This is a genomic window from Galbibacter sp. (genome assembly GCF_035306585.1).
GTDB lineage: Bacteria > Bacteroidota > Bacteroidia > Flavobacteriales > Flavobacteriaceae > Galbibacter.
Map to the genome: position 1 here is coordinate 1 of NZ_DATGNU010000109.1, position 22,354 is coordinate 22,354.

Sequence of the window (22,354 nt, forward strand, 5' to 3'; positions counted from 1 at the left end):
CCTTATCCAGACAACTTTGGCCTTATACGTAGTTTCTGTCCGTCAGGCCAGGATTTTGCTTAATATTGCTCATTGTCCAATCGCAATAATCTTCAGATTCCACCTCGCGATGGACACCCTTGTTTTAGGCTAACACTTCCCACTGCTTGGGCGTGTTCGGGACTTACACCCTATAGATATCGTCCATGCAAGGCGCACCAAATAAAAATCTCCCCCTTTATCGGAGGAGATTTTCAATCACCATATCTTCATTACAAATAGCAACTTATTTTTTAAGATTTTCCAAACTTTCCTTAAGCGTTTGAATTGTTGCTAGCGCATCTGCCTGTTTTTGTTTCTCCATTTGCACTACCTGCTCAGGGGCATTATTAACAAAGCGTTCATTAGAAAGCTTTTTCTCAACAGATCTCAAAAAGCCTTCTGTATAACGTAATTCTTTTTCGATTTTTTCTATTTCAGCTGCTAGATCAATAGCACCCACAATAGGAATAAAATACTCATTAGACTTCACCCTATAAGACAAGGCACCTTCAAGTTTGGATTCGACATATTGAATCCCATCAAGATTCCCTAATTTTTGAATGATGGCGTCAAATTTCGTATCCACTTCTTCTTTATTTAATACCGAGAGCGAAATCACCTCTTTCAATGGGATGTTCTTCTCCTTACGAATGGTACGTATTCCAGAGATCACCTCTGCAGCCATTTCAAAACCCTCCACCAAAGAAGTATCAACGGTTTTCTTCTGTGGCCATCTAGCAACAATTAATGCTTGGCTAGGTTCTCTTTCTTTCATTAGTTGCCATATTTCTTCCGTTAAAAAAGGCATAAATGGATGCAATAATTTTAAATTATCTTCAAAGATTTCAATAATTGCATGATATGTTTTTGCATCTATCGGCTGCTGGTAGGTTGGCTTTACCATCTCCAGAAGCCATGAGCAGAAATCATCCCAAACAAGTTTATAGGTAGCCATTAAGGCATCCGAAATTCTGTATTTAGAATAATGATCTTCTATTTGCTCTAAAACAGACTGAAACTTATTCTGATACCACTCTATGGCCGTTTCAGCATAAGAAGGCTGTGGAATATCCGTAACCTCCCACCCTTTGACTAAACGAAATGCATTCCAAATTTTATTGGCAAAGTTTTTTCCTTGTTTACACAGAGCCTCATCAAACAACAAGTCGTTTCCAGCAGCAGAACTGAGCAACAAACCTACTCGTACACCATCAGCGCCATACTTTTCGATCAACTTTAGAGCATCAGGAGAGTTCCCTAAGGATTTAGACATTTTTCTTCCCTGACTATCTCTAACCAATCCAGTAAGGTATACATTATTAAAAGGCTTCTCATCTCGATATTCATATCCCGCAAATATCATTCTAGCCACCCAGAAGAATAAAATATCCGGACCAGTCACCAAATCATTCGTTGGATAATAATATTCTATATCTTTATTGTTCGGCTCTAAAATCCCATTAAACACACTTATTGGCCATAACCAAGAAGAAAACCAGGTATCAAGGGAATCTTCATCTTGTTTTAAATCGGCTAGCTCCAATGCAGGATTTGCTGATTTCTCACGAGCCTTTACAAGGGCCTCTTCTGCAGTACTGGCAACCACAAATTCATCCTCGCCCTCACCGTAGTAATACGCTGGAATCTGTTGCCCCCACCACAATTGTCTCGAAATATTCCAGTCTCGAATGTTCTCCAACCAATGGCGGTAAGTGTTTTCAAATTTTGATGGAAATAATTTAATTTCCTTATCCTCTAGTACAGCCTTTAAAGCAGGCTTTACAAGGGTATCCATTTTCAAGAACCACTGATCAGACAAACGAGGCTCAATGACCACCTTTGTACGCTCCGAAGTTCCAACTTTATTTATATGTGTTTCGGTTTTAACCAAATACCCTTTCTGCTCCAACTCCTTTGTAATCTCTTTACGGACTACAAATCGATCCTTTCCTTGGTAGTGGAGTCCATAGCTATTTAAAGTAGCATCCTCATTGAGGATATCGATCACCTCCAAACCATGTTTATCTCCTAATTTTTTATCATTTTCATCATGTGCTGGAGTTACCTTCAAACAACCCGTTCCAAATTCTAAATCCACATAACTATCCTCGATAATTGGAATCACGCGGTTTGCGATTGGGACGATAGCTTTTTTCCCTCTTAAATGCCTATAACGTTCATCCGCTGGGTTAATACAAATGGCGGTATCCCCTAAAATGGTCTCAGGTCGAGTAGTTGCGATGGTCAAGGTCTCATCACTCCCTTCAATACGATAGGATATATAGTACAGTAACCCTTGCCGCTCCTCATAAATTACCTCTTCATCAGAAAGAGTGGTTTTAGCCTCTGGATCCCAATTGACCATTCTATAACCACGGTAAATCAATCCCTTCTCATATAAATCAACGAAGGTCTTAATTACGGATTCTGATAAGGCGGGATCCATGGTGAATTTAGTACGCTCCCAATCACAAGAGCACCCTAATTTTTTCAATTGCTCCAGAATAACTCCACCATATTGATGGGTCCATTCCCAGGCATGCGCTAAGAATTCATCACGCGTTAAATCTGATTTTGATATCCCTTGCTCCTTAAGTTTAGCTACTACCTTTGCCTCGGTTGCAATAGAGGCATGGTCCGTTCCAGGAACCCAACAGGCATTTTTCCCCAAAAGACGTGCTCTTCGAATCAACACATCCTGAATGGTATTGTTCAGCATATGTCCCATATGTAAGACTCCTGTTACATTTGGTGGAGGGATTACAATGGTATAAGGCTCACGCTCATCAGGTTCTGAATGAAAAAAACGATGTTTCATCCAGTAATCATACCATTTATTTTCTGCCAAATTGGCATCGTATTTCGATGGAATATTCATATTTGGAACACTTTTTGGAGTTAGGAGAGCAAAAGTAGCTATATCCGTAGTATTTTGAAAGATAAACGCTAAATTTTGCACGGATTGTAAAAAGTAATTAAATTTGATATTCACTTAAATCTGAAAAACGATGAAAAATTTCCTAATGCTCTTATTTGTTGGCGTTCTTAGTTTTGCCACTCAGGCTCAAGAAAAGACAGCAAAAATAGAGTTTAAACAACAGGTAATTGATTATGGTGAAATCGCTAAAGGTAGTGACGGAGTTCGTGTATTTGAATTCACAAACACTGGAGATGCACCTTTAGTAATTTCTGATGTACGCTCAAGTTGTGGCTGTACTATACCTAAAAAACCAGAAGCGCCCATCGCCCCAGGAGCTACAGGTAAAATCGAAGTAAAATACGACACTAACAGAGTAGGGCCGATTCGTAAAACTGTCACAGTTCAGTCAAATGCGGACACTCCTACGGTAGCCGTAAAAATAAAGGGGAAAGTACTTGCTAGCGCTCCGCAATAAGACGGGTGAATTAGCAATTCCATGTATCATATACCAAACCATGCTACAGCTGTTTTAGCATGGTTTGGTCTTTTTATAGCACTTTTTTAAGTTCAAATGCAAACTTTAAAAACGACCCTTGACGATCTATTTCCAACTGAATCCTTTTACCAGGTTTGGTGTTTATCATTTGTGTAATCTGTTGCAAGGAATAACTGGAAATATCCTTGCGATTCACACTTAAAATCACATCCCCTTTACGCAAACCCACCTTATCTGCAGGGCTATTGAGCCGCACATCGGCAATTTGAATAGCGGGATGTAATTCGAACTTAAGGGTATTTCTAAGGGGGCTATAATTCCCTCCTGATTTATGGGCAAGCCTACGACCCTGATCGATATCCTGGGACATGGCCTTTACGATTCGCATTCCATTGTGTTCCAGCTGTATCCCACTCATATTATAAAGAAAAGGATCATTAAAGTCTCCGTTCTTTTTCAGGGTTAATTTTTGGTTAGGATAATCAAAAACCACCTTAAAGCGCCTTAATATTTCAGATCCTAAGGAACCATTGCGATCCCCCATCACATTTAAATAACGGAGTGATATCGAATCAGGGTACGAGACTTTGGTTTGCTGAATTTCAAAATCCCCTATCCTAAAACGCTGCAAGCGCGCCCGCTTGCCGTGAATTTTACCACTGAGCCCAAATCCTAATAGATCATCAAAGAACTTTACTGGACCTGCGATCTCCCCTTCTGTATTCTCAAATAACCACAGCGCATCACAACTTCCGCTATCCAAAAGTAACTTTACAGGGATCTCTTCCATATGAGAATATTGCTTGATATACCCATGCACATAGGCCTTTGATCCTTCGAGTTCTAAAGGCAAAGATTCACAATTACGACAATTTTTATATCGATATTGCTGTGGGTCATAAAATCGCATTCGTTCATTTTTATAATTCACCTCAACTATAAAATTTTTAAAGAGATCAAAGCCTATGATTCCATGAACTCTATACCCGATTTGTTGTGAGAAATTCACATTCGCATCTCGAATGAGATAAAAATCTTGGTGTCGATTGATAATCCTTCCTATTTTGAATTCATTGTTTTTGCTATGGATGGCCCGAAGAGGCTCTCCACCCCCTAGCCCTTTGATATATATATCTTTTGGACTGTGAATATCTAATGAATCCTCTGGAGAAATGTCAAACAGGATAGGCTTGTTGACACCTGTATCGACAATAAATGAAAGCGGTATTTTATTGACCTCGACCTCTAACACAATTAGGTTATTAATAAAGTCGAAAGATACTTTTTCGCTGCGCTCACCGTCTAAAAGCTCGAATTTATTCTGGCCATATGAAATACATATAGCTAATAGAATAAGCCAACGGATATATTTAACAGCCTTCATAGTAAATTGCCCTATGATTAACCTTCTAAAAATATTAAAAATCAATGAATTAACATATATTTTTAACATTTAATCGCACTGTAAAGAACACTGTGGTTTTATAACAAATTGTGGAAATAATTTTGCAAATTTGCAATTCATAAAATTAGATTTATGCCAAAAATTTCAAAGAAAGGGCAAAACATGCCTGAATCGCCTATTAGAAAGTTAGTACCCTTTGCAGAAACTGCAAAGAGCAAAGGGATCGAAGTAATACATCTAAACATTGGCCAACCCGATATAAAAACTCCAAAGGTGGCCATGGATGCGGTTCGAAATAACAAACTAGAGATTTTAGAATACAGCCGTAGTGAAGGCTCGCAAGAGTACCGAACTAAATTGGCAAATTATTACGGCAAATACGACATAGAGGTCACTGCGGATCAAATCATTGTCACCACAGGAGGCTCTGAAGCTTTAATGTTTGCTATCGGCTCTATTGCTGATACTTCTGATGAGATCATTATTCCAGAACCATTTTATGCGAATTACAATGGATTTGCAAATGCTTCAGGGGTAGAGGTTGTTCCCGTGGTCTCTAATTTTGAAGACAATTTTGCACTTCCGCCCATAGAAGAATTTGAAAAACTAATCACCCCTAAAACAAAAGCTATTCTAATTTGTAATCCAGGGAACCCTACTGGTTACCTGTATACGAGAGAAGAAATAAAAAAACTAGCTGCCCTTGTCAAAAAATATGATTTGTTTTTAATCTCAGATGAAGTATATAGAGAGTTTGCTTATGATAATGTAGAACACTATTCCATTCTACAGGAAGAAGGCATCCAAGAAAATGCCATCGTGGTAGATTCTGTGTCTAAGCGATACAGCATGTGTGGTGCGAGAATAGGATGCTTAGTTACTAGAAATCCAGAGGTTCATTCAACGGCTTTAAAGTTTGCTCAGGCGAGATTGTCACCGCCTACCCTTGCGCTAATCGCTAGTGAGGCAGCCTTAGATACTCCTCAGTCTTATTTTGACCAGGTAATTACAGAATATGTTGAACGCAGAAACCTTCTAATATCAGCATTAAAAACCATCGATGGTGTTAAAGTTGCTACTCCACAAGGAGCTTTTTATTGCATCGTTCAGCTTCCAGTATCAAATACAGAAGATTTTGCGCGCTGGTTATTGGAAGACTTCCAAATGGATGGTCAAACGGTTATGGTAGCCCCTGCAGCAGGGTTTTATGCAAGTGAAGGAATCGGGTACGATCAAGTTAGGTTAGCCTATGTATTGGACAAGAAAGACTTGTTAAGAGCAGTTGAAATACTAAAAGAAGCTTTAAGACAATACAATGCCTAAACCGAACATGCTTTTGCACAACGTTTCTCTAAAACCCTACAATACCTTTGGTATCAATGTCAATGCATTACTGTTTATGGAAATTGACAATAACACCACTCTGGAGGAAGTATTGTACTCAAAGCAATACCCCGATCCGTTAATTATAGGTGGTGGCAGCAATATTTTATTTACCAAGGACGTGGAGCGTTTAGTGATTCATTTAAACACTAAGGGCATTGAGATACTATCTAAAACTCCAAATCATGCCAAGGTAAAGGTACAAGCCGGTGAAGTATGGCATGACTTTGTATGCTGGGCAATAGCACATGACTTAGGAGGCATAGAGAACCTTTCACTCATTCCAGGTAACGTAGGCACAGCACCCATACAAAATATCGGTGCTTACGGGGTGGAGTTAAAGGACGTTTTTGTAAGTTGTCAAGCACTTGACTTAAAAGAAAATAGGCAAGTCACCTTTAAAAAAGAAGATTGCTCTTTTGGCTACAGAGATTCTGTGTTCAAAAGAAACAAAGGTCGGTATATCATCACCTCTGTTATCTTAAAGCTAACTACCAAAGACCATTATAAAAACATCTCCTATGGTGCCATCCAGAGCAAGTTAAGGGAGAAAGGCATTAACGATCCAAGTATCCAACAAATTTCCAATGCAGTTATCAGCATACGGCAAAGCAAACTTCCGGATCCAAAAATCCTAGGCAATGGTGGCAGCTTTTTCAAAAACCCAGTGGTGTCAATGAATCAGTTTAGAGACCTACAAGAACAGTATCCTGATATGCCACACTATAGCTTCGGCGAAAACCAAATTAAGATACCAGCAGGATGGCTCATTGAGCAATGTGGCTATAAAGGAAAGCGTTTCCAGGAAGTGGGAGTCCACAAAAACCAAGCTTTAGTCCTAGTAAATTACGGAAATGCCAAGGGAGAACAACTCTGGGAACTAGCGCAGAAAATCCAAAAAAGTGTCCAAAACAAATTTAATATTTACATTGAGCCCGAAGTTAACATCTATTAATGTATAAAAATCAGCATCTATTGATATTAACTTAAAATATTAATTAATACATTTGAATTTACCTGCAATTTTAAGAGTGTCAGGGTAGTAATCCAAGCGCGCACATGAGTCAACTTCTGGAAAAAAATATTATCGATTTACTTTCGAAACAAGATGAGAAAGGAATGGCGTTATTATACGACCATTACGGAGATACACTTTTTGGGGTAGCATTTAAAATTACTAAAGACGAAGACCTAGCCAAAGATGTTCTTCAAATTAGTTTGATGAAAATTTGGAAAAAGATAGACACCTACGATTCCCAAAAGTCCAAGTTATTCACTTGGATGTTTCGTATTACTAGAAACACTGCTATAGATAAAATACGCAGTGTTAATTTAAAAACGGACCAAGAAATCCAAATTGAAGTTTCTAACGTATATAACCTAGGAGTCGAAAGTGTAAACCCAGAACATCTGGATGTTAGAAAGCATTTAAATTCCTTAGATGAGAAATACCAGGTTGTTATGGAAGCCTTGTTCTTCGAAGGAATGACACAACAAGAAGCCTCGGAAGCGCTGGATATTCCACTGGGAACAATAAAGTCTCGTTTAAAAATAGGATTAAGAGAATTAAGAAAAATCTATGACCCTGCTACCTTGTCAATTTTATTAATTTTGATTATATTAATATAGTGTAAAGCCATGAAAAATGAAGTGAAACTACTTTTGGAAAGCGACCTTTTAGAGCGCTATTTGCTTGGCAATGTTAGTTATGAAGAACAAGTGCAGGTTGAACATTTCATAGATACTTCTAAAGAAGTCAAATCAGCCTACAACACCTTAGAAAAGAATTTGGAACTCTACAGCAAAGCATTTGCATTAAAAGCTCCAGAGACAGTCTTGGATAACGTATTAGAAAGCATTAAAAAAGATACACACACAGAGGATTCATCCAAACGGAGCATCCCATGGTATTTTGTAGCCGCCTGTGTGACCACATTGCTATTTGGTGCAACCACCATTACCTTGTGGAATCAAAACAGATTGCTCTCGACCACAAACAACAGCGTAGCCGGTCAAATTGAGAACCTCAAAGCAGATATCATCAATACCAATGCTCGATTAGAAAACATGAAGAGTAAGTATGCAGTACTCAGCGACCCTGAGACACAAAAATACTTAATCAATGGTAATGAGCGTGCTAAGAACCTACGTACGGTGGCCTATATAAATCCTAAGGAACGATTATCTGCTATAAACGTATTGTCTGTGCCAGATCTTCCAAAGGATAAAGAATTAAAAATGTGGGCAGAGATCAATGGTGAGATGGTTTGCCTTGGCGTAATTGAAAAAGCAGATGCGAAGCTCATGGCGCTACCTTTTAAAGACAGTGCCTCAAATTACAAAATTACCATTGACACCAAAGGAAATAAAGACTACGCTTCCATCGATACCGAGGTTGCTAGTATTAATCTTAATAAAGGAGAATAACACTTAATTTCATCTGATAACATAATTTTTATCCCTGTACTTGTAAAAAAGTCAGGGATTTTTTTTGCATTTAATTAAGGACTAAACCATCCTTAATTCAGTGACTAATATGTAACTTTGTAACCAATTATTCGACTAAACGCATATAAGAATATAAAAACGAGCAAATGAAACTTCTAATAGTAAGTATTGTATTGATAGGTCTTGCCTTTGCAGGTTTTGCAATTAAAATTCTAGGTAAAAAAAATGGAAAGTTCGCAGGCACCTGTGCTAGCCAGTCTCCTTTCCTTAACAAAGAAGGTGAGGCGTGTAGTTATTGTGGTAAGATGCCGGATGAACAAGACTGCAAAAAGGACACTCCACTGGCAAATTAATTAGTTACGCTTTAAGAGGATGTACCAATTATTTTTGATAAACTGCTCCCAACCCTAGGGAATAGTAGTAGTATTCCCTATCTTTAGGTACGATGTAAAAAAGGTATTCCTTGAGTGAAAATTTAAATAATAACCAAGCTTATATTGAAAACGCCAAAAACGGTGACCAAAAAGCATTCAGCTATTTGCTTAACACCTACTGGAATGATGTTTACAGTTTTCAATTACTGAGAACTCGAGATGAAAATGAGGCAGAGGACATTACCATCCGAACCTTCTCAAAGGCTTTTGATAAAATAAAGACCTACAAAGCGCAATATGAATTCAAAACTTGGTTGATCACCATCTCTAAAAACATCCATATTGATCTTATTAGGCAGAAAAAACCTGAATTCGCTAGGACGCTTTCCAAACAAGATAAAAATTCGGTCTATAATCTAGCCGATGATAGCCCAACGGCTGAAGACAAGCTCATCACAGAACAAAATCTTGCCAGTTTACTACAAGATTTAAAAAAATTAAAGCCGCATTACCAGAAAGTACTTCACCTTCGTTATTTTCAAGAGCTTTCTTATGATGAAATTGCCAAGGAACTCAATGAACCTTTGAACAATGTCAAGGTTAAGCTCCTAAGAGCAAAGCGATTGCTAGCCGAAATAATTCATCAGCCAAAAAATAAGAATTTTTAGTACTTTCACCTTCTGTAACCACCAACACTCACTTTGTGAAAACATTTTTAAGACGTCTAGGACCGGGGATTTTATTTGCCGGAGCTGCAATTGGAGTTTCCCACCTCGTACAATCTACTAGAAGCGGAGCTGAATTTGGATTTGGACTTCTTTGGGCCTTATTATTGGTTCACTTGTTTAAATATCCGTTTTTTCAATTTGGCCCTAGGTATGCCATGGCTACAGGCAGTTCCCTTTTAGAGGGCTATCATAAACTCGGCAAACCCATCCTTTTTGCCTATTTTGCATTAAATATGGCCACTATATTTACCATTCAAACTGCCGTAACAATCGTTACGGCAGGACTAGCGGCAAGTCTATTCGGTGTTACTACCGATCCCATTTTGTGGAGTATTTTAATACTTGTGGTAAGTAGTGGTATTCTCGTAATCGGAAGGTATCAATTTCTAGACAAACTAATGAAGTATATAGTGGTGGCACTTTCCATCTGTACTATAGCTGCAGTGGTCATTGCAACAGCAAACTCAGTTGACACCCTGGAATTTTCTCAAATAATCCCTTCAGATGCCGCTGGGATTGCCTTTTTAATAGCTTTTATGGGTTGGATGCCTGCGCCTTTGGATATTTCTGTTTGGCAATCTATTTGGGCTATAGAAAAACAAAAAGTTCAAAAATCTTATACGGTTAAAGATTCCATTTCTGATTTCAACATAGGCTATGTTTGTACTATTATCACTGGTATATTATTTACAAGTTTAGGCGCATTGATTTTATATCAAACCGGAGAAGATCTCGAAAGTGGCGCCACGCAATTTGCCTTTCAATTCATAGAAATCTACACTACCACCATAGGACCATCTGCCTATTATATAATTGCCATTGCAGCCTTTGCAGCCATGTTTAGCACTACGCTGACCACATTGGATGCATCTCCTAGATCCATGGCTTTAGCTACCACGTTATTATTTGGAACTAAAAGCAAATACAATACCTTGAGTTGGTTGCTCCTACTAGTTACGGGAACTATTTGCATGCTGCTTTTTCTTTTATCAGAGATGGTGACTCTTGTAACTATTGCAACTATTCTTTCGTTTGTTACCGCTCCATTTTACGCCATTGTAAATTACATGCTTGTCAGCTCAAAACACATGCCCAAGCAGTGGCGGCCAAGCAGACCAATGCATATATTGAGCTGGATGGGGATTTTGTTTTTAATCGGATTTTCTATTTGGTATCTTAGCACGCTTTAAGTCATGTTTTCCATAGGAACTTTAGTATCTTTGTACCCATAAAATGGAATTATGAGTAAAGATACTGTCAGCAGCATAGCTCCGCCAAGAACGCCCAAGCCAAAATGGCTTCGGGTAAAATTGCCGACTGGAAAGAAATACACTGAGCTCAGAGGGCTTGTCGATAAATATAACTTACATACTATTTGTACCTCAGGAAGTTGTCCGAATATGGGTGAATGCTGGGGAGAAGGTACCGCAACTTTTATGATTCTCGGAAACGTTTGTACACGTTCCTGTGGTTTTTGTGGCGTAAAAACAGGTAGACCAGACACCCTTGATTGGGAAGAACCAGAAAAGGTAGCGCGTTCCATCAAGCTGATGAGCATTAAACATGCGGTGATTACTTCAGTGGACAGGGATGACCTTAAAGATATGGGATCTATCATGTGGGCTGAAACAGTTAATGCGATCCGAAGAATGAACCCCACTACTACACTGGAGACCCTTATTCCAGATTTTCAAGGGGTCGAAAGAAATATAGATCGCATTGTTGAGGTTGCTCCAGAGGTGGTTTCTCATAATATGGAAACGGTTCGTAGACTTACAAGAGAAGTTCGCATACAAGCCAAATATGATCGAAGTTTAGGAGTTCTAAAATACCTGAAAGACCAAGGGATCAATCGAACCAAATCAGGAATCATGTTAGGTTTGGGTGAAAAAGAAGAGGAGGTAATCGAGACCCTTCAAGACCTAAGAAACGCATCGGTAGATGTGGTTACCATTGGACAGTATTTGCAGCCGTCTAAAAAACACCTTCCAGTGCGTCAATTTATCACCCCAGATCAATTTAAGAAATATGAAGAAATCGGATTGAGCTTAGGATTCAGGCATGTAGAAAGTGGTGCACTAGTACGTTCCTCCTACAAGGCTCACAAACACATCGAATAATTGTTATTACATTAGTTAGTAAAAGCTCATATCTTGAAAAAAATTAAGGTTGGTATCAACGGCTTCGGAAGAATTGGACGCACCATGTTCAGACTCCTACTCAACCACCCAAAAATTGAGGTGGTTGCTATTAATGATTTAGCAGACTCAAGAACACTAAGTCATTTAGTTAAATATGATAGTATTCACGGGGTATTAAAGGAGGAGGTGCGTTATAGTCCAAGTGCCATAGAGATCAGTGACACCTGCTACCCTCTTACTCAAATCTCCACTTTAGACCAACTTGATTGGAAAAAATTTGATGTGGATGTTGTGGTGGAATCCACGGGAAAATTTAAAACAAGTTCTGAACTTGAGTTACACCTAAAAAATGGGGCTAAAAAGGTCATCTTATCGGTCCCTCCAGCGGATGATACGATAAAGATGGTCGTATTGGGAGTAAATGATCACATTTTAGACGGATCGGAGACTATCATATCCAACGCATCCTGTACCACTAATAATGCAGCGCCTATGATCAAGGTCATCGATGAGCTATGTGGTATTGAACAAGCCTACATCACCACAGTACACTCTTACACTACCGACCAGAGTTTACACGACCAGCCACACCGCGATTTAAGAAGGTCAAGAGCAGCTGGACAATCGATCGTACCTACCACCACTGGAGCTGCAAAAGCGCTCACTAGTATATTTCCTGAACTATCAACTAGTATTGGAGGCTGTGGTATTCGAGTCCCTGTTCCAGATGGCTCATTAACCGACATTACGTTTAATGTCAAAACAGCAACCAGTATAGCGCAGATTAACCAAGCCTTTAAGACAGCATCACAAACCCATCTTAAAGGCATCCTTGATTACACCGAAGACCCAATCGTATCCATTGACATTATCAACAACCCTTTCTCTTGTACTTTTGATGCCCAAATGACCTCGGTAATTGGGAAAATGGTCAAGATAATTGGCTGGTACGATAATGAGTATGGATATAGTAATCGCTTAATCGATTTAATTCAGCACATTCACCAGAAATAGTTATATTTACTGTAAAGCATCCCTCTATATGCGCTACGTGTTGTTCATTCTCCTGCTTATAATTCCTCCCACAGCACTGGAGGCTCAGGGGTCTATTACATTAAAAGATAGCTTGATTAGCCTAAAGACCAGTATCCACCATTATAAAAATACAGGAGATTATGGGAAGGCAGTCCTTGGCCTAGAGAAGGGTATCAAATTAGCCAATAGTACCAATAACATAGAAGCTATTATTGATTTTTATAATCTCTATGCACGTTTAAACATACAATTTACAAGACCAGTAAATCCAGAAATATACCTCAATGAGGCTCGCGAGGTGTTACGCATGTATAAATATCCCAATGGGGAGGCTATTTCATCAGCAATTGAGGCCTACCTCCAGGCATCTGCAGGAAATGAATTTCAGGCCCTTCAACAAGTAAGAAAGGCATTAGGAGTCGCGGACCACAACAACACCGATGTAACCAGCGTCATGGAGCTTTATATAGGGATGACCTATCATAAGTTAAAACAGTACGATAAAGCCAAAAGAGTACTACAAAGGATGATTCCTCCTATAAACACCTATGAGGAAAAATATTTGTTGGCTATGTACCAACTCGTTCTTGCTACAATTTACTTTGAAGAAGCCAATTACGAGAGTGCTCAAATATTACTGGATAATGTATTGAGGATCTCTGCTCGCTACGGGTTCCCTAGAATTCTATTAGACACCAATCGACTCAAATATGAAATTGCTCAACATGAGCAGGATTATAGAAAGGCCCTATTATATTATAAAAAAGCCGATAGTATTGAATTAAAATATTTCAATGCTACAACCCTACAACAGCAAAATGAAGTCGCCTCAGCTAGTGAATCTGAGTTCTTAAACAATGTGATAGCTCGAATGAGCCAAGATGAAATAAGGCAACAGCAAAAGGTGAATATTTCAAAGCTCACCTCAGTCTTGAGCTCTGCTTTACTTATCATTATTTCACTCCTAACTATATCGCTCTATAGAAATAACCAAATTAAGTTTAAGACAAATGATCTGTTAGTGAAGAAAAACAGAGAGCTTCAAGTAGCCAAGGAAGAAGCTGAAAAAGCCATGCGTGCAAAAGGTGAATTCCTTTCCACGGTAAGTCATGAATTAAGAACACCCTTATATGCCGTTACTGGGCTGACCCATTTATTACTTGAGGAAAATCCAAAAGAAAGTCAAAAAGAGCATTTAAAATCATTAAAATTCTCAGGAGAATATCTCTTGGATTTCATCAATGATATTCTTCAAATCAATAAAATAGATGCAAATAAACTATTGGCCGAAAAATTAGTTTTTGACTTACCCAAGGTTTTAAATGACGTAGCAAATTCCTTGCGTCAAACAGCCAATGAAAATAAAAATACCATTGTTTTGAATTTGGACGATCAAATTCCCAGCAAACTCGTCGGGGATTCTCTTAAGCTTTCACAGATACTGATCAACTTGGTCGGTAATGCTTTAAAATTCACAGAAAATGGAAAAGTCATTATGCAAACTGAGTTGCTTGAGTTAGATCATCAAACATGTAAAGTGCATTTCGAGGTTAATGACGAAGGGATCGGAATTTCTGAAGAGATGCAACAAAACATTTTTGAGAGTTTTTCTCAAGGTTCCATTCAGATTAACCGTAAATACGGAGGCACAGGACTAGGCCTAACCATTGTAAAGAGTTTACTTAGTTTATTTAATAGCGAAATTCACTTAAAAAGTGAGGTAGGCCAGGGGAGCTCGTTCTACTTTGATTTGATTTTTGACATTCCTGACCCTTCTACCCTTGAAGAAGAAAAAACGGAAGAATTAGAAGAAGCCTCTTTAAATGGATTACACTTACTAGTGGTGGAAGACAATAAAATCAATCAAGTTATTACCAAAAAAATGCTTGGTAAAAAAGGAATCAGCTGTCACGTTGCAGACAATGGCTATGAAGCCATTAGGCTGGCTAAAGAAAACACGTATGATCTAATTCTTATGGATATTCATATGCCTGGAATAAGCGGACTAAAAACAACTGAAGAAATTCGGAAATTCAATAGTACAATCCCGATTATTGCTTTAACAGCATTATCACTTGATGATAGCACAGATGACTTCTTCGCCTCTGGCTGCAATAACATAATCACCAAGCCATTTAAGCCAGATTTATTCTATCAGACCATCGGAAATTCAATTCTAAAAGCGAAAACGGAACACATATAATAATAATTCAGCTCAGATCATTTAGCTGCTGCTTGTAAAAGGACCTCATTAAACTGATTCTCTTTATGAAGAATCCTAACGCCAATTGGTAAATAATACAGCTGATCCAGATGACCAGAGAGCCGCGTAAAATCCTTTTCCGTCGTTAGAATTAATTCATGTCTTTTTAGTTCAGCAATTTCTTTAGCGGAAAAATTGTGGTGGTCCGGATATTCCAGATGTGTAAAGTTTAGACCTTGCCCTTTTAAATAATCAAGCAGCGGTGTTGGTTTCGCTATGCCCGTAACAAGAGTGAACGACATAGCATTCAGGGCACTCAGTGGCTTGGTTTCCTTGTGTCCGATAATATGGGGATGGTATTCGATAGTACTAAAATATAGTGGATCTTCGCAAGAAAGATTTAATCGACTTTCTATCGAAGCCATTTGTTCAAGGGATAAATCCGGAGGACATTTAGTGACCACAATAACATCTGCCCGTTTGGCTTGCGATTTCGTATCTCTAAGATTCCCAGCAGGCAGTAAGAGATCATCTATATATAGATCACCGTACATGGTTAAAAGCACATTAAAGCTCGGTTGAACCTTTCGATGTTGAAATCCATCATCAAGCAATATAACCTCAACCCCATAAGCGGTTTTTAGTTGCTCAATTCCATTTCTTCTGTTCTCATCCACTGCCACGGTAACGTTGGGTAATTTGCAATGGTATTGAAATGGTTCATCACCTAAGCTACCAACGGTCGCGTTTTCATCTGCCAAAATAAAACCTTTGGTGGCTCGTTTATAACCTCGTGATAAAATAGCAGTTTTGTAAGAATCAGCTAATAAACGGGCAATGTATTCGGTCATTGGAGTCTTCCCAGTTCCTCCAACACTTAAATTACCAACACAAATAACAGGAAGGTCATACTTCTTAGAATCAAAGACCTGCCAATCGTAACAAAGATTACGAATAAAAACAACAGCCCCGTAGAGCCATGAAAAAGGTAAAAGTAATTTTCGCCATATTTGCATATGTTGCGAAATTAGAATATTTTATCTTTGAAAAAAAATGATCTTATGCAGATTAAAGATGTAATATCTGTAATTGAAACTATAGCACCCCTTGATTATGCAGAAGACTTTGACAATGTAGGGTTGCTGATTGGGGACAAATCGACGAAGGTTACTGGAGTACTAGTTACCCTAGACACATTAGAAAATGTAGTTGATGAGGCCATTGAAAAGAACTGCAATCTTATTGTAAGCTTCCACCCTATTATCTTTCGCGGTTTAAAGAAAATTACAGGAAAGAATTATGTTGAAAGAATTGTCATTAAGGCCATTAAAAACAACATTGCCATCTACAGCATTCACACCGCCCTAGACAACAGCTTTGTAGGCGTTAACGCAAAAATATGCGAAGTATTAGGATTGGAAAACACGCAAGTTTTAATCCCTCAGAGGTCAACAATCAAAAAACTAACAACATATGTCCCTGAAAGTCATGCGATGGCATTACGTGAAGCGCTGTTTGAAGTTGGTGGCGGATCCATTGGAAATTACGACAATTGCAGTTTTAATATAGCCGGTATGGGCACCTTTAATGGAAACGATCAATCCAATCCAGTAATAGGTGAAAAAGGACAAACCCAATACGTAAAAGAAGTCCAAATTAACATCACTTTTGAGAAACATTTAGAGAATAAGATCTTATCTACTTTATTAAAGGCGCATCCTTATGAGGAAGTTGCTTATGAGATCATTACATTAGAGAATAAAAACCAACACATTGGCATAGGAATGGTCGGGGAACTTCCTGTGGCCCAGAAAGCTGAGAAATTTTTAAAAACAGTAAAACAACGGATGAACGTTGGCCTAATACGACATTCAAGATTATTAGAGAAGGAAATTAAAAAGGTAGCAGTATTAGGAGGCAGCGGTGCTTTTGCCATTGATAATGCAATCGCATCAGGAGCGGACCTTTACATCACTGCAGATGTCAAATATCACGAATTTTACAAGGCAGAAAACAAACTAGTTATCGCTGATATCGGCCATTATGAAACCGAACAATACACAAAAAATCTTTTAGTTGACTATCTTACAAAAAAATTCACTAATTTTGCAATCGTTTTATCAGTTTGTAATACAAACCCCGTCAAGTATTTATAAAGAATATGGCAAAGAAGACCGAAGTAACAGTTGAAGAAAAATTAAGAACCTTATACGACTTGCAATTGATTGATTCTCGCATAGATGAGATTCGAAATGTTCGTGGAGAATTACCTTTAGAAGTAGAGGATTTGGAAGATGAGGTGGAGGGACTAAAGACCCGATTAGAAAAACTTAACGGAAATCTTGAAGAGATTACCGAAGAAATTTCTAATAAGAAAAACCTTATTGAAGAAGCAAAATCTTTGATTAAAAAATACGGAGACCAACAAAAGAATGTTAGAAACAACCGAGAATTTAATTCGCTAACCAAAGAGGTTGAGTTCCAAGAGCTCGAAATCCAATTGGCTGAGAAGCATATTAAAGAATTCAAGGTTCAAATCGAACAAAAGAAAGAAGTGATCGCTCAAACCAAAGAACGTTTGTCTGAGCGTGAAAATCATCTAAAGCACAAAAAAGGTGAGCTTGATGATATCTTAAAAGAAACAGAGAAAGAAGAAAAGGCATTAATTGACAAGAGTCTAGAATACGAGAACCTAATCGAGCCTAGACTTCTATCGGCTTACAAAAGAATTAGAGAGAGTGTTAAAAACGGATTAGCCATTGTTCCTATTGAGCGTGGAGCATCGGGAGGTTCCTTCTTCACAATTCCACCACAGGTACAAATGGAAATTGCGTCTCGCAAAAAAATCATTACGGACGAGCACAGTGGTAGAATTCTAGTCGACCCAGCGTTAGCTGATGAAGAGAAGCAGCGCATGGAGGAGATGTTTTCATCAATCTAGTTTAACATTGCCACTAAAAAATAAAAAAGTCTTACAGTCATTATTGTAGGACTTTTTTATTTTTAAAAAGCCAACACAACCAAGAGAAAGATTAGCAGTTTGCGCCAATCCTATTATTATATAGTACACTTTGGGATTTGATATGCAATGGTGTATCCGAATTACCGAGATCCAAAGTATTGAGCTCTTGTACATGTTGCAATTGATCTAATTCAACTTGAGAGAGCCTTTGAAGGTCATAATAAAGTCCATAATTTCTTTTCTTATCGTATACCAACCATTTCTTGTCCTTATAAATTCGGCTAAAATACTTCCCTAACAAAGGGAGCACATCAAAATTAGAATTTACAACACCAACCCCAATGTCTCCTCTAGATTCATCTAATATAATAGCATCCTTAATACGTTGCAACTCACGGTCCACCATTTTTGAAACTTGATGAATTCGAAGCACATTCACCTTTGAATGATCAGTATGACTAAAGGTCTCTGCCGAATAAGCATGTACAATATAACGCAAAATCGCATCTTCAGTCCCCTTAATCTCGCTTAAGAACACCTTATATAATTCATTTGCGGCCTGTTTAGACACTTTTAGTTGCAAGGAATGCCATACCTTCTTTGCTTTTAGATTCGAGGTATTAACTATTTTTCCTTCGGCAAACATCTCTGGAGCATAGTGCTTTGGCTTGACTACACAAACATCTTTTAAATTCTGATCAAAGACTTGATATACGGCAGTTAAGAATCCTGCGAAACTTCCATCATAAATTAGTATTGTTTTCATATGTGTTCTTTTATTAAGCTTTGTAAAGTAGGCTAAAAAATTTCTTTTTATAGATTTTGGAAAATTTCCAACTTTCAACCTTCGGAATTTCATATCTTTACAAAGTTTTGTGTTAACGAATGCTTTTAACAATTCAAATATATGGAATTTTTCCAATTTTAAGGAAATTTTCCAATAAGTTTTTATATTTACCTTGAATTCACTGTAATCTAGCCACATGAAAAACGAACTTCCCATTGAAATAATCCGCTTTAAAGAAATAAGAGAGTCTCATTCACATACCCAACAAAGTTTTGCTGCCCTTCTGGGAATCAAAAATTCAACAGCAGACATCGAAAGAGGTAAATCGAAAATATCGGGTAGTATTCTAGTGGAACTCATGGATCAATTCAACATCAATCCGCTTTGGCTTTATGGGAAAAGCGAACAAAAGATTCTGGAACTAAAGGTCAATACCGCGCCCAAAGTACTAACTGTCGATCCAGAGAATAATGACAGTATGGTCTTGGTAAATGTAAAAGCGGCCGCTGGCTATCCTGCCAATATTCAAGATCTGGAGTGGTATGAATCACTACCAGCATTTCAAATTCCATTACCAGAATTTAGAAATGCGACTTACAGAGGTTTTCAGGTCGAGGGAGATAGTATGCTCCCGAGCCTTCATCCCAAAGAATGGGTACTAGGAAAAGCCGTTGAACAACTCGATTATTTAACCAACCATAGTATATGTGTAGTGGTAATGTCCGATAGTGTTTTGGTGAAAAAAGTTCAAAAGCACAGCGAGAATGATAAACTGTCCCTGATTTCATTGAACCCAGAATATCCTCCTATTACCATCGACACCCATGCCATTCAAGAAATTTGGGAAGTGCAAAGTAAACTGAGTTTTGAAATTGATAACAACTCAGAAAATGCAACTTTAGGACAAATACAGCAGTCCATAGAGGCGTTAAAAAATGAGATTAATCAACTAAAAAAGTAAGTTATAGCCTACATGTAAACGCTTGTTTTCAGGAAATTTAGCCCTTAAGAAGTAATGACAAAATTTCTTTACATGGTCTATAAATTACAAAGAGTGCCGATAACGACACTCTCTAATTCAATCAAACAAACTAACTAAAATTCGAAACAATTTTGATGTGGAACTCAAAATTCACTTATTCCAGTTACACAAATATAGGTGCTTATTTTGGAAAAACATCCACAAAATACCTAATTATTCGATAAACTACCTAGTTTGTTTTATTTTGTAAATTTTCGGTCAATTCATACCAGAGTTCCGTTTTCTTTTCTAAGTGTTGTTTTTTACGGTTGTAATTCTCGAAAAACTCTGATTCCGGGTGCAATTCGTCATGCCTTTTAACTAGTTCTTTCTCTAAAGATTCAAGATCATGTTCGAGCGATACTATCTCACTTTCGATTTTGCTTATTTTATTCTTCAGCCCTTTGAGTTCTTTTTGCTCCTCAAAACTCAACTGCCTTTGTAGCTTTTTTCCCTCCACAGGTATTACATTGACTTCTGACTTTTTCTCGATTGCTCTAAAATCATCCGCTTTACGTTGCTCAAGATAGAAATCGATATCACCTAAATATTCTTTTAACTTCCCATCCCTAAATTCATAAACCCTATCGGTAAGCCCTTGAAGAAAATCCCTATCATGAGATACCAAAATCAATGTTCCCTCAAAGCTCTTAAGAGCCTCCTTTAAGACGTTTTTAGATTTAATGTCTAGGTGATTCGTCGGCTCATCCATAACTAGCACATTAAAAGGATGTAGCAGCATCTTACAGAGCGCTAACCGGTTTCGCTCACCTCCTGAGAGGACCTTCACCTTTTTATCGACCTGATCCCCCCTAAAGAGAAATGCACCCAACATATCTCGCACCTTCACTCTATTGGAATCTGTTGCCTCATCCAGCATGGTATCTAAGATGGTCTTCTCCCCATCTAAATATTCCGCTTGGTTTTGGGCGAAATACCCCAATTGTACATTATGACCAAGCTTTAAGTATCCTTGATAATCCAACTCACCAACTATGATTTTTGCCAGGGTTGTTTTACCTTGACCATTTTGCCCAACAAAAGCAATTTTCGAACTGCGCTCGACCGACAAGTCTATATTTTTTAAAACCTCCTTTTCACCGTAGTTTTTAGCAACATGCTCCGCTTCAATCACTACCTTACCTGGATTGACAGAAACTGGGAATCGAACGTTCATCACCGCGGTATCTTCATCATCCACCTCTATGCGTTCAACTTTGTCTAATTTTTTAATCAGGGATTGGGCCATAGAGGCCTTAGAGGCTTTTGCTCTAAATTTCTCGATAAGCTTCTCGGTTTGCTGAATTTGTTTTTCCTGATTTTTTTGTGCGTTCAATTGCAATTCTCTCATTTCCGCACGTAATTCTAAGTACTGCGAATAAGGTTTGTTATAATCGTACGCCTTCCCTAATGAAATCTCAATAGTTCTGTTGGTCACATTGTCCAAAAACATCTTATCGTGCGATACAATTACAACAGCTCCTGAGTACGATTTCAAAAACTCTTCCAACCAAATGATCGATTCTATATCAAGGTGGTTTGTAGGCTCATCCAACAACAACACATCATTGTCTTGAAGTAATAACTTTGCGAGTTCAATACGCATTCGCCAACCACCAGAGAAGGTCTCTGTTAACTTATCAAAGTCCGATCTCTTAAAACCAAGCCCCTGTAGAATACGTTCTGTTTTCCCTTGATAATTGTAGCCTCCTAAAATCTCATATCGATGTGTCAAATCACTCAAATCCACAATCAACTGATTGTAAGATTCACTCTCATAGTCGGTTCTCTCAGCAAGTTGGGTGTTAATTTCATCCAATTGTAATTCCATAGAAATGATTTCTTGAAAAGCCTGATAAGCCTCCTCAAGCACCGTATTTCCCACAACGAAATCAATATCTTGTTTTAAAAATCCAATTCTAATGTTTTTATCTGAAGATATTACTCCTCCATCAGGCTGCATTTCTTTGGCAAGCATTTTAAGCATGGTCGATTTCCCAGCACCATTTTTTCCAATAAGTCCAACGCGGTCCCCAGGATTTAACCGAAATGAAATATCCTCAAATAAATATTCTCCACCAAAGGAAACTGAAAGTTGATGAATGTTAAGCATAGTAATAAATTTAAAACTTTACAAATAACACCTAAATAGGTATCTTTGTCAAAAATTTTTGCAAATGTTAAAAAAAGGAAGCAAATTATACAGCATTTTAACAGGAACTTGTCCTAAATGCAATGAAGGGAAGATGTATCGAAGCAAAAATGCCTACAATCCCACCGAAACCTTAAAAATGCACGACAATTGTTCTGTATGTGGATTTAAATTCCAAATAGAACCTTCGTTCTTCTATGGTGCTATGTATGTAAGTTATGGTGTGGGAATCGCATTTGCAGTAGCAGCCTTTGTCATCTCATATTTATTCATTGGAA

General features: G+C 38.0%; 20 protein-coding genes. 15 read left to right on the top strand and 5 right to left on the bottom strand.

Translation table 11 applies throughout. The features are described from left to right. Nucleotides 1–265: 265 nt before the first annotated feature. Nucleotides 266–2,899 carry a valine--tRNA ligase gene (locus VKY50_RS10200; protein WP_324301489.1) on the bottom strand — a complete coding sequence of 878 codons (2,634 nt, stop codon included), beginning with the start codon at nucleotides 2,897–2,899 and terminating at the stop codon, nucleotides 266–268. Nucleotides 2,900–3,029: 130 nt separating this feature from the next. Here VKY50_RS10200 and VKY50_RS10205 point away from each other — a divergent pair, with 130 nt between their 5' ends. Beyond that, entirely contained in the window at nucleotides 3,030–3,416 is a 387-nt protein-coding gene (locus tag VKY50_RS10205) for a DUF1573 domain-containing protein (RefSeq protein ID WP_324301491.1), read from the top strand. Nucleotides 3,417–3,489: 73 nt separating this feature from the next. On the opposite strand, the gene VKY50_RS10210 is transcribed toward VKY50_RS10205, so the two are convergent. Beyond that, nucleotides 3,490–4,821: a PDZ domain-containing protein gene (locus VKY50_RS10210; RefSeq protein ID WP_324301493.1), complete on the bottom strand. Its 1,332-nt coding sequence runs from the start codon at nucleotides 4,819–4,821 to the stop codon at nucleotides 3,490–3,492. 153 nt (nucleotides 4,822–4,974) lie between these two features. On the opposite strand from VKY50_RS10210, the gene VKY50_RS10215 reads away from it, so the two are divergent. From VKY50_RS10215 to VKY50_RS10260, 10 genes are all read left to right on the top strand, one after another. Continuing rightward, a complete protein-coding gene (locus tag VKY50_RS10215) occupies nucleotides 4,975–6,165 on the top strand; it encodes a pyridoxal phosphate-dependent aminotransferase (protein ID WP_324301495.1) in 1,191 nt (396 codons plus the stop codon). Next, the gene (murB, locus tag VKY50_RS10220) at nucleotides 6,158–7,180 is read left to right on the top strand and encodes a UDP-N-acetylmuramate dehydrogenase (protein ID WP_324301497.1); all 1,023 of its coding nucleotides are present in this window, start codon (nucleotides 6,158–6,160) and stop codon (nucleotides 7,178–7,180) included. Before VKY50_RS10215 ends, murB begins: the two co-directional genes overlap by 8 nt. Before the next feature lie 104 nt (nucleotides 7,181–7,284). Continuing rightward, the gene (locus VKY50_RS10225; protein WP_324301499.1) at nucleotides 7,285–7,854 is read left to right on the top strand and encodes an RNA polymerase sigma factor; all 570 of its coding nucleotides are present in this window, start codon (nucleotides 7,285–7,287) and stop codon (nucleotides 7,852–7,854) included. Between the two features lie 9 nt (nucleotides 7,855–7,863). Then, entirely contained in the window at nucleotides 7,864–8,652 is a 789-nt protein-coding gene (locus tag VKY50_RS10230) for an anti-sigma factor domain-containing protein (protein WP_324301501.1), read from the top strand. Nucleotides 8,653–8,819: 167 nt separating this feature from the next. After that, a complete protein-coding gene (locus tag VKY50_RS10235; protein WP_324301503.1) occupies nucleotides 8,820–9,026 on the top strand; it encodes a membrane or secreted protein in 207 nt (68 codons plus the stop codon). Nucleotides 9,027–9,136: 110 nt separating this feature from the next. Beyond that, nucleotides 9,137–9,715: an RNA polymerase sigma factor gene (locus VKY50_RS10240; RefSeq protein WP_324301505.1), complete on the top strand. Its 579-nt coding sequence runs from the start codon at nucleotides 9,137–9,139 to the stop codon at nucleotides 9,713–9,715. Between the two features lie 35 nt (nucleotides 9,716–9,750). Continuing rightward, complete coding sequence (locus VKY50_RS10245; RefSeq protein WP_324301508.1) at nucleotides 9,751–10,965, top strand: Nramp family divalent metal transporter; 1,215 nt, start codon at nucleotides 9,751–9,753, stop codon at nucleotides 10,963–10,965. A 51-nt stretch (nucleotides 10,966–11,016) separates the two neighbouring features. After that, nucleotides 11,017–11,895: a lipoyl synthase gene (gene lipA / locus VKY50_RS10250; protein ID WP_324301510.1), complete on the top strand. Its 879-nt coding sequence runs from the start codon at nucleotides 11,017–11,019 to the stop codon at nucleotides 11,893–11,895. Nucleotides 11,896–11,928: 33 nt separating this feature from the next. Then, complete coding sequence (gene gap / locus VKY50_RS10255) at nucleotides 11,929–12,930, top strand: type I glyceraldehyde-3-phosphate dehydrogenase (RefSeq protein WP_324301512.1); 1,002 nt, start codon at nucleotides 11,929–11,931, stop codon at nucleotides 12,928–12,930. A 28-nt stretch (nucleotides 12,931–12,958) separates the two neighbouring features. Then, the gene (locus tag VKY50_RS10260) at nucleotides 12,959–15,154 is read left to right on the top strand and encodes a tetratricopeptide repeat-containing hybrid sensor histidine kinase/response regulator (RefSeq protein ID WP_324301514.1); all 2,196 of its coding nucleotides are present in this window, start codon (nucleotides 12,959–12,961) and stop codon (nucleotides 15,152–15,154) included. A gap of 17 nt (nucleotides 15,155–15,171) precedes the next feature. Here the strand turns inward: VKY50_RS10260 and lpxK are convergent, their stop codons facing one another. After that, the gene (lpxK, locus tag VKY50_RS10265) at nucleotides 15,172–16,170 is read right to left on the bottom strand and encodes a tetraacyldisaccharide 4'-kinase (protein ID WP_324301515.1); all 999 of its coding nucleotides are present in this window, start codon (nucleotides 16,168–16,170) and stop codon (nucleotides 15,172–15,174) included. 45 nt (nucleotides 16,171–16,215) lie between these two features. On the opposite strand from lpxK, the gene VKY50_RS10270 reads away from it, so the two are divergent. Together VKY50_RS10270 and VKY50_RS10275 are read left to right on the top strand one after the other, a co-directional pair. Next, nucleotides 16,216–17,310 carry a Nif3-like dinuclear metal center hexameric protein gene (locus VKY50_RS10270; protein WP_324301517.1) on the top strand — a complete coding sequence of 365 codons (1,095 nt, stop codon included), beginning with the start codon at nucleotides 16,216–16,218 and terminating at the stop codon, nucleotides 17,308–17,310. A gap of 5 nt (nucleotides 17,311–17,315) precedes the next feature. Further along, the gene (locus VKY50_RS10275; protein ID WP_324301519.1) at nucleotides 17,316–18,095 is read left to right on the top strand and encodes a zinc ribbon domain-containing protein; all 780 of its coding nucleotides are present in this window, start codon (nucleotides 17,316–17,318) and stop codon (nucleotides 18,093–18,095) included. A 91-nt stretch (nucleotides 18,096–18,186) separates the two neighbouring features. Here the strand turns inward: VKY50_RS10275 and VKY50_RS10280 are convergent, their stop codons facing one another. After that, nucleotides 18,187–18,882 (bottom strand): TIGR03915 family putative DNA repair protein, encoded by a 696-nt coding sequence (locus tag VKY50_RS10280; protein ID WP_324301521.1) that lies wholly within the window; start codon nucleotides 18,880–18,882, stop codon nucleotides 18,187–18,189. 217 nt (nucleotides 18,883–19,099) lie between these two features. Here VKY50_RS10280 and VKY50_RS10285 point away from each other — a divergent pair, with 217 nt between their 5' ends. Beyond that, on the top strand, nucleotides 19,100–19,864 hold the full coding sequence (locus tag VKY50_RS10285; protein WP_324301523.1) for an XRE family transcriptional regulator: 765 nt from the start codon (nucleotides 19,100–19,102) through the stop codon (nucleotides 19,862–19,864). A 250-nt stretch (nucleotides 19,865–20,114) separates the two neighbouring features. Here the strand turns inward: VKY50_RS10285 and VKY50_RS10290 are convergent, their stop codons facing one another. Then, on the bottom strand, nucleotides 20,115–22,037 hold the full coding sequence (locus VKY50_RS10290; protein WP_324301525.1) for an ABC-F family ATP-binding cassette domain-containing protein: 1,923 nt from the start codon (nucleotides 22,035–22,037) through the stop codon (nucleotides 20,115–20,117). Nucleotides 22,038–22,101: 64 nt separating this feature from the next. Here VKY50_RS10290 and VKY50_RS10295 point away from each other — a divergent pair. Further along, nucleotides 22,102–22,354, top strand: a 253-nt coding sequence (locus VKY50_RS10295) for a DUF983 domain-containing protein (protein ID WP_324301527.1), incomplete at its 3' end; no start/stop codon positions are given.